We start from the raw sequence: 13,155 nt of genomic DNA, 5'->3' as shown, positions 1-13,155 counted from the left end.
ACCATCAGGGAAGGGTTGAGCAATGACCTATGGCACGGGCAAATCAGCACCGCTGACGCCGCCAGACATAACGGCCCGCAAGGGCGGTGCGCCCATCGTGTGCCTCACCGCCTACACCACGCCAATGGCCGAAATTGTCGACAGGCATTGTGACCTCGTTCTCGTTGGCGACAGTGTGGGCATGGTGTTGCACGGGCTGCCCGATACGCTCGGCGTCACCCTCGAAATGATGGTCATGCATGGCAAGGCCGTCCGCCGGGGCCTCAAGCATGCGCTTATGGTCGTGGACATGCCCTTCGGCACCTATGAGGAAAGCCCCGAACAGGCCTTTCGCAACGCCGCGCTTTTGATGCGCGAGACCGGCTGCGCCGCAGTCAAGCTCGAGGGCGGCAGGGCAATGGCCTCGACGATCGGCTACCTCACCGAACGCTCGATCCCTGTCATGGCCCATGTCGGCCTAACGCCGCAATCCGTGAACGCCAAAGGGGGCTACAAGGTACAGGGCAGGGGCGCTGCTGCAGAGATAGTTCTGCGCGACGCTCGCACCGTCGCTGAAGCCGGGGCATTCTCCGTAGTCATCGAAAAGGTGCCGGATGTGCTCGCCCGCCGGATTACTGCCGATATCGATATTCCAACCATTGGCATCGGCGCTTCTGCTGCATGCGACGGACAGATCCTCGTGGTCGACGACGCGCTGGGAATGTTCACCGCCTTCCAGCCCAAATTCGCCAAGCGGTATGCCGAACTGGGCGAAATGGCCGACAAGGCCGTAGCTGCCTATGCCGAGGACGTCCGCTCCCGAGCCTTCCCGGCCCCCGAGCATACCTATGGCGACAACCCGCAACCTTTGCCGGGTGGCAAGTCGGCATGAGCCTTGAAATTGTCCGCTCTGTTGCAGCGCTCCGGGCGCGGGTCGCCGGTTGGCGCAAGGAAGGGATTCGCGTCGGTGTCGTGCCGACCATGGGTGCGCTGCACGAAGGACATATGAGCCTCGTCCGGCTCGCGCAGTCCCACGCCGACCGGGTCATCGTCACCCTGTTCGTCAACCCGACCCAATTCAACAACAAGGATGATCTCGCCGCCTATCCGCGCACGGAGCATGAAGACGCAGCCAAGCTGGCTGCCCTCGATGTGGACATCCTCTACGCCCCGGATGCAGCCGAAATGTACCCGAATGGCTTCTCCACCACTGTCTCCGTAAAGGGGGTCAGCGAGGGGCTGTGCGGCGCCTTCCGCCCCGGCCATTTTGATGGCGTCGCCACCGTCGTCACCAAGCTACTGCTGCAGTCCGGGGCCGATTGCGCCGTTTTTGGCGAAAAGGACTTCCAGCAACTCTCAGTAATCCGCCGCCTTGTCGCAGACCTCGATATCCCGGTCGAAATCATCCCGGGTCCCACGGTACGCGAAACCGACGGTCTTGCCATGTCCTCGCGCAACGTCCGCCTTACCCCCGACGGGCGAGCAGCGGCGCCCGCACTTGCCGCTGCGCTGTTCGAAGCCGCCACCAAACTCCGCACCGGCGCGCCAATCGCGCCAACCATCGCTGCGACTCGCGACGCCATCCTCGCCGCCGGTTTCACCGAAGTTGAATATCTCGAACTGCGTGACGCGATCTCGCTTGCGCCCGTTGATGCCTTGACCGGCCCCGCGCGCCTGCTTGTTGCGGCGTGGCGCGATGGCGTAAGGTTGATCGACAATGTGCAGGTGGACCGGCCATGAGCTTTCAAGCCTATCTTGATACGATCCAAAGCAAAACCGGCAAGGGACCGGAGGACTTCCAGGAACTCGCGGATCAAAAGGGCTTTTCCGAAGGCGGTAAATTGAAGCTCGGCGTCAAGGCCGGAGAAATCGTCGAGTGGCTTAAAGCGGATTATGCTCTCGGCCACGGCCATGCGATGGCGATCTACGCACTGCTCACGGGCAGGAAAAAGCCTGGCGATTAACTGGTTTCGGCCAGCGGGAGGGTGACCCGAAAGCATGCACCTTCGGTCCCTGGCACCAGGTCCAGTTTCCCGTCCATGCGCGACACGATTTCGCGGCTGATCGGCAGTCCCAGCCCCGCGCCTGCATAGGGTGCCGCTTCCCCGAGCCGCCCCCGATAGAACTTGTCGAAGATGTGCGCGCGCTCCTCCTCGGGAATGCCCACGCCGTTGTCCTGCACCTCGACGACGTAGTGCTTGCCCCTGATACGCGAGCGTACCTCTACTTCCGGAGCGATAGTGCCGTTATATTTTATGGCGTTGGAGATGAGGTTGATCATCACCTGGCTTAGCCGGTCGGGATCGGCCAATACGATGGCCTCGTCCACCCGCCATCCGTCCTTCATTTTCGTGTTGCTCTGACGCGCCAGCGCGTCGCAAACGCGCAACGCCCGGTCGAGGGATTCTTCGGCATTGATGGGATAGTTCTCCCACGTGCGTTCCCCTCGCTCCAGCGCGGAAAGATCCAGGATTTCATCGAGCAGGGAGGTCAGGCGCAGGCTTTCCTTGTGGATCGTGCCGACAAAACGCTCCCGCGAATCCGGTCCCAGGTCTCTTTCGGTGAGGAGGATTTCGGAAAAGGCGCGGATGGCGGTCATGGGCGTTCGCACCTCGTGGCTGACCTGGCTCAGAAATTCGTCTTTCTGCAAATCGACCCGTCGCAATTCCCGGTTGGCGGCCTCGAGCTTTTCCGCTGTAGCCCGCAACTCGGCCGAGGTGCGTTCGAGTTCCTGAGAGTACTCGATGGCCTGTTGGGTTTCGTCGGCCATCTGCATGACCTCTTCGAGCGAAACCGAGTCGCCCGAAACCACTTTTGAAAGCATGACATGCGCCGATGCTGCACCGATCGAGCCGGCCAACTCGCGCTCGAGGGTTCGGATAAAGGTCGGGCTCGGTTCCAGCGCCGACCAGGGCAGGCGCGCCCGCTTGGCTTCCTGGGAAAACAGCGCCACCGCCTGCTTGTGCCCCAGCACACGTCGAGCCACGAGGAACAGGTCGTCAGCAGTGGCGGACCCTCGGATAGGGCTTGTCTCACCCGTCGCCTTGCGGAAAACGTTTAGGAAAACCGACGCCTGAATGTGCTCGAGTGGCGATTGCTTGGTAATGAGCGAACCGAGGATCAGGACCGTCGTATTGAGGAAAAGGCTCCAGAATACCGCGTGGGCGAGGGGATCGAGCCCGTTCATTCCGAACAACCCGTGTGGCCTCAGCCATGCGATGCCCATTGGGCCTTCCGCCATGATCTGTGCGACCACAGGAGATGACGAGGCGAACGAGGGCATGAAACTCGACCACAGCCACACAAGGAATCCGACCGAAACCGCGGCTATCGCCGCCTTGGTCGAGGCGTCGCGCCAGAACAGGCCCGCAAGGATCGCCGGCAGGAACTGCGCCACCCCGGTAAACGAGATGAGTCCGATCGGCGCCAGGGCGTCGGAGGCGCGGGTGAGATAGAAGTAGCCGAACCCCAGGAACAGGATCAGCACGATGGATAACCTGCGTGCGTTGAGGATCAGCCGCCGCACCCCCTGCCCATCGCCGATATTGTCGTCCGACGTCGCCCTGAGCATGATGGGGACGACGATATGGTTGGACACCATGATCGAAAGAGCAATCGACTCGAGGATGATCATCGATGTCGCCGACGAGAAGCCGCCGATAAAGGCGAACAGCGCCAGCGCGTCCTGACCCGCCGCCAGCGGCAGCGTCAGAACGAACATGTCCGGATTGGACCCCACGGGTAGGAAAGTCAGCCCGAAAAGGGCAATCGGCAGGGTGAAGAGGCTCATCGCGAGCATGTAGAACGGGAATGCCCAGCTCGCCGTGCGCAAGTGGTTTTCGTCCGAATTCTCCACCACTGTCACCTGGAACTGCCGCGGCAGGCAGATGATGGCCGCTGCCGCGAGGAAGGTCATGGCGATCCAGCGGTCGTCAAATGTCCCCTCGGCGTGGATTTGGTGGCCGGCTGCCACCGCGTCCGCGAAAATGGTGTCGAGCCCCCCACCGATATAGAGTACGAACACCCCGACGGCGACGAAGGCCGCGAGCTTGACGACGGCCTCGAACGCAATCGCCGCTACCACCCCGTGATGCTGCTCCTTGGCATCGACATTCCGGGTTCCGAAGAGGATCGTGAACACGGCCATCCCCGCCGCCACCGCGAGCGCCAGCCCGGTTTCGTCCAGCCCTTCGATGCTTCCCCGTCCGAATTGCGAAGCGCCTGCGATCGCGCCGATGGAGGAGGTGATGGCCTTGAGCTGGAGTGCGATGTAGGGCGCAATGGCAATTACCGCGAGAACGGTAACCAGCACCGCAAGGCTGCTCGATTTCCCGAACCGGGAGGAAATCAGGTCGGCGATCGAGGTGATGCGCTGCTCGTGGCTGATGCGCACGAGGCGCCTCAATATGAACCACCAACCCACGAAGACGAGCGTGGGACCCATATAGATCGTGAGGAACTCGAGGCCCGTCCGGGCTGCCGAGCCCACGGCGCCGTAAAAGGTCCAGCTGGTGCAATAGACGGAGATCGAGAGCGTATAGACGAAGGGCGAGCGCAGGAACACGCCGGCCCGGGTGTTCGTGTTACGGTCGGCGAGATAGGCGATGAAAAAGAGCAGGCCCACATAGGCCACGGCGGAGGCGATGACGAGATCGGCAGTCAGTGTCATCGTCACGACGTCTCATCTCCCTCGCTGGGTGGCAGATGGTGTTCGTGCGGCAGCACATAGCTGAACCAGCATGCGCCGATCACAAGGAAAATCCACAGGCCGAAGAGATAGACCGTTTCGACCGGAATGCCGAACAGAAGCATGTCGAAACGAAAAAGCAGCACCAACGGCGGCAACATGGCCATCAACCCGAAGAGGGTGAAGAACAGTGATGCACCGATGATTTTCCTGCGGTTCATTAGCGCACGCCGCTCAGGTGGCCACCTTGGGCTCTGCCTCGCCGAGCAGGCTGCGCACGGCATTCACCACGTCGGAATTGGAATAGGGCTTGGTGATAAACGCATCAGCGCCGAGTTCCTCGGCAACGCGGCGATCCTGCTGTTGGCCTTTGGCCGTCAACACGAGAACGCGCAACCCGGCCGTCGCGCGGTCTGCGCGGATTTGCTTGAGAACTTCGAAGCCGCTGCGCTTGGGCAACATGACATCGAGGACGAGCACGCGCGGACTGAGCCGCCGCACTGCATCGATGACAGCCTCTCCATCCATGACCGAGTCGATCGACCAGCCGGCCCGCTGGAAGACGAAATCCAGTGCCTCCAGAATGCTCGGCTCATCCTCGGCGATGAGTACGTCTATGGACAATATCGCCCCTCCAGACCTCCTCCTCCGGAAGCCACCTGTCACATAACCTTATTTCCAGGACCGCGCCAACCCCTAGGCGGGCCGGAGGGCGGGCGCTGGTGTCATCGTGGGGGAGAAAGGTTCCTCCTGCCGGCTTGCGCAGTCGGGGCGCGCGCACAGTCTGCACGTTGGGCCCACGGCAATGTCCGCCTGTCCGTCGGCAAGGTTGAGGCCATCGGCATAAACCGTCCGGTCGGCATGCAGGATATCGGTGGCGATGAGGACCGAATGGGGGAGGGCTTGGTCGGTGAAGCCGGAACTGCGGCGCGTCACCGCTTTGGCGATGAACAGGAAGCGGGAGCCGTCGAGGAAGCGCACGGGTTGGCGCACGATTTGCCCCGGCGTGCGGAAAGCTGAATAGATCGCCCAGAGCGGGCAGGCATGACCGGTGTGGGGCAGCAGCAGCCCGGGAAGCGGAAAGTGCTTTGTCAGCCGCCCGGCAGGGTCGGACCGCAGGAAGCCGAACGGCACGCCCTGCGCATCCGACCGCCTGAGCGTCACCAGCCGGTGCGCCATCTGCTCAAAGCTCGCATTATAGAGTTCGCTCAGCGCATCGATGTCGTACCGCACCGATTCTGCGTCTTCTATGAACCGGTCGTAGGGGAAGAGCATCGCACCGGCAACGTAGGCCGCGAGATAGCGCCGTGCCAGCGCACGCCCGCGGTCGGTCAGGAGCAGAGGGGTATCGACAGCGGCATCGAGCGCTTCGGGGTGCAGCATTTCGGCAAACAGCCGGGCCATCTGGAACTGGCGCGTGGATTGCGGCACCGTGTTGCGAAACCATAGCGTGCGGAACTCGGGGTAATACCCGAAACTCTTTCCGTCTCCCTTGCGCGCGGTTCGCAACACATTGATGCCAAGCATGCTCTCGAGACCCGAGACAAGCGTTGCCTCATTGATAGGCCCTGCCGCTTCGAGTTTGAGCCGGACTTTGTCCGCCACGGCTTCGAGCGCTGGAAAGTAGTTGCCGGCGGCGAAAATCATGTCGTCCACTTCGCGCCGTGTGGAGACCGAACGGCCCGCATCGCTCGATTGGTCGAACTGTCCGATGAGGTTCTGTGCGACAGCCGAGAGGCTCCCCGCTTCTCTGAGGATCGAAGTGACGAAACGCTCGCGCTCCTCAGACGAAAGATCGGGGACGTCGCCGAGAATTTCGGCACCGGCGCGCACCGCGGTGATTCCCGAAAGCACCTGATGGAGCAATTGGCTCAGTAGAGGATCGGCCCGCAGCCGGTTGGCATAGGCATCCGCGTTGGCATTTGCGGTGGTGTAGCCCCGGTAGAGCGTTGCGAGAATCTGGGCGATTTCCGGGCTAGTGGCGACGAGTTGGCGCGCATTGTCGAGCCCGAACCCGCGGCCGGCCAGAATGGGATCGGCAAATGCTTCGATCAATTCGTGGATGAGTCGGTGTTCAGCTTCGCCCGTCAACTCGTCGATATCGATGTCGAGCGCCGTCGCAATCTTCTGTAACAGCGTTCCGCCGACCTGACGCTTGTTGGCTTCGATGAGGTTGAGGTAGCTGGCCGATACGCCAACGGTCCGTGCGAGAGCGGCCTGCGATTGGCCTAACGCCTTGCGGCGTGTGCTAATTCTCAGCCCGATCGGTGCGCGCAATGCTTTACCTCTGTCAATGAATTTACATAGAATGTGTATTTTAGGTTCAATAATTTACAGAATTTCTTTTGAATTACAATAAGATATTGAATCGTTGTTACCACGGCCCGATAGTGCTTCTGCGCGATCAGGAGCGATTCCATAACAGCACCGTTCGCGCCGTGGAGGGGAAATGATCAACGCTTGGGACAGGACTGGAAGTAGCGCGCTTGCCCGCGTGGTTTCCGTGTCGGCTATGTCCGCGGATCGTATTCACGTTTTCCAATTGCCGCATGTTGACGCACGGCAATTCTCCAACGTCCCCGTGGGCCGTGGCCCGCTTCCGCTCGTCGTTGCGCCCCACCGCGACTCGTTTGCCGGAAGCCTTCGGCCGCGCGCCCACGGGGCGACTGGTTTTAATCGCCGGGCCCAGCGCCCGGCCGCGGTCTCCTCGACGCCCGTGGCGCGGGCCATTGCAACGACGGTTTCTTTCCGTCGCGGGAATGGCCGGCCATGTGGCTCGGAGACGGATTCAGCTTCATGGCGCGCCAGTTCGGTTCGCCATGCTAACGGGCTCCTCCAGGTAACCGGTATGTCAACGCATGGAAGGGTGATCAATTACCCCGCCATCCGTGGCGGGGCGGTGGGTTTCCACGTTCCGCGGATGCCGTATCGGTAACCTGGCCCGGCGCTGCTCGCAGCGTTCGGGCGAAATTCGCCGTCCTCCCGCGAAGGCGGCAGGCGGAATAAGGAACGCCCCGCGCACCCCGATGTATCGTCCGGGTGCGCGGGGAGTTTGTAATGCCGGGGCCATCCCCACCGAGCGTACACCCCTGATCGGGCAGGGGTAGGGGCCTCCGGCCCGACAACAGGCGCGAGGAACGAACCGCGCCATTCAGGACGTCAGAAGAGGCATCATCCATGAACAGCCACGCTTTCCTTACCCGCCACACCCGCCTTACGCCCGAAAGCTACGCGCAAAAATACGATCTCTCGCTCGCGGAGCCCGAAGCGTTCTGGATGGAGGAAGGCAAAAGACTCGATTGGATCCAGCCCTACACCAAGGCCAAGAACACGACCTATGCCTGGCCGGATGTCTCGATCAAATGGTTCGAGGACGGCGTTCTCAACGTTTCGGCCAATTGCATCGATCGGCACCTCGAGGACAGAGCGGATCAGGTTGCCCTGGTCTGGGAACCGGACAATCCGGCGGATGCGGCGAAACACATTACCTTTCAGCAATTGCATGACGAGGTCTGTCGCTTCGCCAATGTGCTCAAGAGCCTCGGCGTGCGCAAAGGTCACCGGGTCACCATTTACCTGCCCATGATCCCGGCCGCCGCCTACGCCATGCTCGCTTGCGCCCGCATCGGTGCGGTGCACTCGGTGGTTTTCGGCGGGTTTTCACCTGACGCCTTGGCCGGTCGCATCAACGACTGCGACAGCCGCGTGGTCATCACCGCCGACGAAGGCCGCCGCGGCGGCAAGTCGGTGCCGCTCAAGGCCAATGTGGACGTGGCTCTCGAGGACTGCCCCGGCGTCGAGAAGGTGCTGGTTGTCGAGAACACCGGCGGCAATATCGCCATGAAAGGCAGCCGCGATGTCTGGTGGCATGAAGCCGCCGCGGGCGTCGAGCCCTTCTGCGATCCCGAGCCGATGAACGCCGAGGATCCGCTCTTCATCCTCTACACGTCCGGTTCGACCGGCAAGCCCAAGGGTGTGCTGCACACCACCGGCGGTTACCTCGTTTGGGCTTCGCTTACACACGAAATGATCTTCGATCCCCGTCCGGGCGAGGTCTACTGGTGTTCCGCCGATGTCGGCTGGGTCACAGGCCACTCCTATATCGTCTACGGTCCGCTCGCCAATGGCGTCACGTCGTTGATCTTCGAGGGCATTCCCTCCTGGCCCGATGCCTCGCGCTTCTGGCAGGTCGTCGACCGCCACAAGGTCGGCATCTTCTATACCGCACCGACCGCTATCCGCGCACTGATGGGGGCCGGTCTCGAATACGTTGAGAAAGCCGATCTTTCCAGCCTGCGCCTCATCGGAACTGTGGGCGAGCCGATCAACCCCGAGGCATGGCAGTGGTATCACAAGCATGTGGGGCGTAGCCGTTGCGAGATCGTCGATACCTGGTGGCAGACTGAAACCGGCGCCTCGATGATCATGCCCCTCCCGGGCGTCATTCCGACAAAGCCCGGCTCGGCGACAAAGCCCTTCTTCGGCGTCAAGCCTCTCGTTCTGACGCCTGAAGGCCAGGAAATCACCGAAACTGCCGCAGAAGGCGTGCTGGCAATTGCCGACAGTTGGCCCGGTCAGGCCCGAACCATCTGGGGCGACCACCAGAGGTTCATCGAAACCTATTTCTCGACTTACAAGGGCCTCTATTTCACAGGCGACGGCGTCCGTCGCGACGAGGACGGCTACTACTGGATTACGGGCCGCGTCGACGACGTGCTGAATGTTTCAGGCCATCGTTTGGGGACTGCCGAGATCGAAAGCGCACTCGTCGCCCACCCGAAGGTCTCGGAAGCCGCTGTGGTCGGCTATCCGCATTCGATCAAGGGGCAGGGTATCTACTGCTATGTGACCCTGATGGCGGACGAGGAAATCACGCCCGAGCTTGAAGCCGAATTGCGGGGCTGGGTGCGCAAGGAAATCGGTCCCATCGCGACGCCCGACCTGCTCCAATTCGCGCCTGGACTGCCCAAGACCCGCTCCGGCAAGATCATGCGCCGCATCCTGAGAAAGATCGCCGAAAACGACTACTCCTCGCTCGGGGACACGTCGACCCTCGCCGATCCGGGAGTGGTCGACAACCTCATCGATAACCGCAGGAATCGCTGACAAGCCTCTTTGCTGCCTCGCATTTATTCAATCCGCGAGGCAGGGCCCGCCTTACCACCGAGGCACAGATAGAGCCCCACGCCGACAATCGCGGCGCCGGCGAGGGTGCGCAGCTCGATGCCCGTTTGAAATACTGCATGGGATAGCAATACGCCGAACACCGGATTGAGCAGGTGAAACGCCGAAGCTCGCGCAACGCCGCCCATGCGGATCAGTGCGAGCCAGAGCAGCATCCCGCCCATCGTCACCCCGATCGTGAGATAGAGTACCGCAGCCAGCGCCGCCGGGGACAAACCACTGATCACTCCCGCTGTCAGCAGGGCGAATGGCAGGAGCACCACGGCGCCTGAAACGGACTGCCAGAAATTGAGGGCCATCAACGGCATGCCCGTGGACTTGCCGCGAAACAGTACCGTCGCCAGTGCGAAGCTCACTGTTCCCGCCAAGGCGAGCCCGATCCCGAAAATGTCGTTCCAGCCGAGATTGATCCCGGTAATGACAACCACGCCTGCAACGCCGATCACCGTCCCCAGCCCCTTCCGCCAGTTCAGCCGCTCGATACCCATAAGCGCCGCCAGTCCCAAGGCGATGAAGGGGGCACAACTTACGCACACGACGACGAGCGCCGGAGAGATGTATCCGAGCGCGTAGAAGGTCAGCCCGAGATAGACTCCATTGTTGAGCGCACCGAGTAGCAGACCGGTCCCGACAAGCCGCTTCTCAAGAATGCGGTTGTCCCGCAAACACCATGGCAGCAAGGCAATGGCGCTGAGGACGAAGCGCAGGACAAGCGTGGGAAACGGCCCGAGCTCGGGAACAGCGACAGCCCCGGCAATGAAGGCCGAACTCCAGACCAGGCTGAACAGCACGCCGAGCGGAACGAAAAAAAGCGGCGGGGAACCGTTCATGGTACGATTCTCACGTGGAGGATTTGGTCTTGTCTGGCTCCAGATACCGAGCCGTTACCAGGGCAAGTAGCAGGAATGGCAGGATCATCGCAAAACTCACGCGTATGCCCAGAGCCTCCGCGACAAGTCCAATAAGGACCGGCGTGCCCAGATTGATGAAGGTCATCGTCATGGTGACCGCCGCGACGTTTTCTGCCGCAGGCCTGTCCCCCAGCCGCGCTGCCGCCGAGAGCATCAGGGGGAACGAGGTGCACACGCCGAGCCCCAGAAGCGCAAAGCCCGCGATCGCCATGACAAGGCCCAGGGGCAGGACGACCATCAGGAGTCCGACCAGCGAGACCAGGGTGAGGATTCGCGCGGTCCGGATCGGCCCGAACCGCGACGTCCAACCGTCAGCGAGCATCCGTCCCGCTGTCATGGTGATGAGGAAGGCCGGTAGCGTCAGCGTTTCCACCCATTCCAGTGTTTCGAAACTGTCGCGCATGAAGATGACCGACCAGTTCCGTGTCATCACCTCGATCAGCACGCCCGCAAGCCCGAAGCCGACAAGGCAGACGGTGCCGAAGGTCGGCAGGGCAAAACGCGGCCGCTTCTCGGCCCCCGAATGCCCGCGCGGCGGGGCGGGACGCATGGCCACGAAAAGCGGCACGCTGACGAGGAGGACCAGCGGAACCAGAGCGAGCAAATGCACCTGCTGGGATATCCCCGCGCCGCGCACCGCGGTCGAGAGGAGGGCGGTTCCGAGAAACCCGAGACTCCACAGCCCGTGACACCGGTTCATGATGCGTGCGCTGGTGCTGGCCTCTATCCGGTCCGCTTCCACGTTCATCGAAACATTGGCGATCGCAAAGCTCGCCCCGAAGCCATAGAACGCAAGGCCCAGGAGCCAGGCGTTTGGAGCGAGCGACATCAGCCCCAGAGCAATGGATAGACCCGGTATCGAGCATGCCAGAAGGAACCGCGTGCCGAGCTTCTCGACCAGCATCCCCGAAAAAATGAAGATCGTCAGGGCGCCCAGCGGCTGGCCGAGGAGCGCCAGCCCAAGCGTTGCCTCCCCAATCCCGAGCGCGGCCTGAATGTCGGGGATGCGCGCGTAGATGCCGCCGCTGGCGAAGGCCTGAAGAAAAAAGACGGCCATTATGATATAGGCCGCGCGCTGGTCCTGCCCGGAGAGGGGCTGGTCGGTTGTGGTCATTAGAGTGTCCCCGGCCCGAATGAGCGATGCCCTCAATAACCGCTCCGCACTCAATATGCACCCCCAAAGGGCCGCCTCGCGGCAGCCCTCTGGGGCAAACATTGCGATGATCAGATCACCTTGCCGAAGAAGGCCCGGATATCGTCGGCGAGAAGCTCGGGCGCCTCGGCCGCAGCAAAATGTCCGCCTTGCGGCATCTCGGTCCAGTGCACGATATTGTTGGCGCGCTCTGCAAAAGCACGCACCGAACGGAAGTCGTTGGGAAACACCGCGACGCCGGTGGGCACCGTATTCATGACTTCGCGATACCCCGCGCCGGTTTGGGCATCCTCGAAGTAGATATTGGTCGCCGAACCGCCGGTTGCGGTGAACCAGTAGATCGAAGCCATCGTGAGATAACGGTGGCGATCGGTCGTCGTTTCACCCTCGCCGAGAAAGCCGAAGTGGAGTTCAGCATTCCAGGCAAGCAGCGCGACCGGCGAATCCACCAACCCGAAAGCAAGCGTCTGGGGGCGCTTTTGGTGCGCGTCGTTGTAGGATGCATATTTCTGGAAGTGGCCGAGAATGGCAAATCCTTCCATCTCAAACGGCGTGAGCTTTTCCATTTCCCCTTCGGCGCCTGTCGGAAAAGCAAAGATCTGCTGGACATGCACGCCTTTAAGTCCGTCCGGCGCGAGGATGCCAAGTTCGCGGCCGATTCCCGAACCCACGTCCCCGCCGTGATAGCCGTATTCAATGTAGCCAAGACGCTTCATCAGAGCATCAAAAGCCCTGGCGACCCGGGCGCCGTCCCATCCCGGCGCCGTCACCGGACCCGAAAAGCCATAGCCAGGGATAGAGGGAATGACGAGATCGAAAGCCTGCCCGCCTGCTTGCCGGTGGGCTGCGGGATTGCTCAAGGGGCCGATCACATCGGTGAATTCGAAAGGCGTGGAGGGCCAGCCGTGAACGAGGAGCAGCGGAAATGCACCGGCTTCGGGCGATTTGATATGAAGGAAATGGATCGTCTGTCCTTCGATCTCGGTCGTGTATTGCGGGAAGCGGTTGAGCTCGGCTTCGACCGCGCGCCACTCGAAACCATCGAGCCATTGTGCGGCGAGCTCCTTGACGAGATGCAGGGCTTGGCCGCGATCCCAATCGGCTGTCGGCGCGACCGGCCAACGCGTCATCGCCAGCCGCTCGCGAAGGTCTGTAATCTGGTCGTCGGAGACGGAAATCTTGAAGGGGAGGATGGTCATGGTCTTGTCCTTTCGGTGTCTCGGCAGCGCCCCGCCGCCGTT

General features: G+C 61.9%; 11 protein-coding genes. 4 read left to right on the top strand and 7 right to left on the bottom strand.

Going from position 1 to position 13,155, the window contains the following annotated elements; genetic code table 11:
- Positions 1-22 precede the first annotated feature (22 nt).
- The 3 genes from panB to I2G20_RS06725 are packed head-to-tail and all read left to right on the top strand — an operon-like array spanning position 23 to position 1,943.
- Complete coding sequence (gene panB, locus I2G20_RS06735) at positions 23-871, top strand: 3-methyl-2-oxobutanoate hydroxymethyltransferase (RefSeq protein ID WP_196258935.1); 849 nt, start codon at positions 23-25, stop codon at positions 869-871.
- Positions 868-1,719 (top strand): pantoate--beta-alanine ligase, encoded by an 852-nt coding sequence (gene panC / locus I2G20_RS06730; RefSeq protein ID WP_196258934.1) that lies wholly within the window; start codon positions 868-870, stop codon positions 1,717-1,719. Before panB ends, panC begins: the two co-directional genes overlap by 4 nt.
- A complete protein-coding gene (locus I2G20_RS06725) occupies positions 1,716-1,943 on the top strand; it encodes a DUF4287 domain-containing protein (protein WP_196258933.1) in 228 nt (75 codons plus the stop codon). The genes panC and I2G20_RS06725 overlap by 4 nt, the downstream gene beginning before the upstream one ends.
- Here the strand turns inward: I2G20_RS06725 and I2G20_RS06720 are convergent.
- The 4 genes from I2G20_RS06720 to I2G20_RS06705 form a co-directional block, all read right to left on the bottom strand.
- A complete protein-coding gene (locus I2G20_RS06720) occupies positions 1,940-4,648 on the bottom strand; it encodes a sensor histidine kinase (RefSeq protein WP_196259328.1) in 2,709 nt (902 codons plus the stop codon). The two genes, I2G20_RS06725 and I2G20_RS06720, sit on opposite strands and share 4 nt — an antisense overlap.
- Positions 4,649-4,650: 2 nt before the next feature.
- Positions 4,651-4,887, bottom strand: a complete 237-nt coding sequence (locus tag I2G20_RS06715) for a hypothetical protein (RefSeq protein ID WP_196258932.1) — start codon at positions 4,885-4,887, stop codon at positions 4,651-4,653.
- 13 nt (positions 4,888-4,900) lie between these two features.
- The gene (locus tag I2G20_RS06710; protein WP_196258931.1) at positions 4,901-5,290 is read right to left on the bottom strand and encodes a response regulator transcription factor; all 390 of its coding nucleotides are present in this window, start codon (positions 5,288-5,290) and stop codon (positions 4,901-4,903) included.
- A 72-nt stretch (positions 5,291-5,362) separates the two neighbouring features.
- Positions 5,363-6,943 (bottom strand): helix-turn-helix domain-containing protein, encoded by a 1,581-nt coding sequence (locus tag I2G20_RS06705; protein WP_196258930.1) that lies wholly within the window; start codon positions 6,941-6,943, stop codon positions 5,363-5,365.
- A gap of 900 nt (positions 6,944-7,843) precedes the next feature.
- On the opposite strand from I2G20_RS06705, the gene acs reads away from it, so the two are divergent.
- Positions 7,844-9,772, top strand: coding sequence for an acetate--CoA ligase (acs, locus tag I2G20_RS06700; RefSeq protein ID WP_196258929.1), 1,929 nt, complete (start codon positions 7,844-7,846; stop codon positions 9,770-9,772).
- Positions 9,773-9,795: 23 nt separating this feature from the next.
- Here acs and I2G20_RS06695 read toward each other — a convergent pair whose 3' ends face one another.
- The 3 genes from I2G20_RS06695 to I2G20_RS06685 form a co-directional block, all read right to left on the bottom strand.
- A complete protein-coding gene (locus tag I2G20_RS06695; RefSeq protein WP_196258928.1) occupies positions 9,796-10,680 on the bottom strand; it encodes a DMT family transporter in 885 nt (294 codons plus the stop codon).
- A gap of 10 nt (positions 10,681-10,690) precedes the next feature.
- Positions 10,691-11,875, bottom strand: coding sequence for an MFS transporter (locus tag I2G20_RS06690; protein ID WP_196258927.1), 1,185 nt, complete (start codon positions 11,873-11,875; stop codon positions 10,691-10,693).
- A gap of 110 nt (positions 11,876-11,985) precedes the next feature.
- Entirely contained in the window at positions 11,986-13,113 is a 1,128-nt protein-coding gene (locus tag I2G20_RS06685; protein ID WP_196258926.1) for an epoxide hydrolase family protein, read from the bottom strand.
- Positions 13,114-13,155 lie beyond the last annotated feature (42 nt).

Origin of the sequence: Pelagibacterium limicola, from assembly GCF_015694405.1 — a bacterium.
In the GTDB taxonomy this organism is placed as follows: domain Bacteria; phylum Pseudomonadota; class Alphaproteobacteria; order Rhizobiales; family Devosiaceae; genus Pelagibacterium; species Pelagibacterium limicola.
The sequence above is the reverse complement of the archived record's forward strand: the minus strand, read 5'-3'. Positions and strand labels throughout refer to the sequence as shown.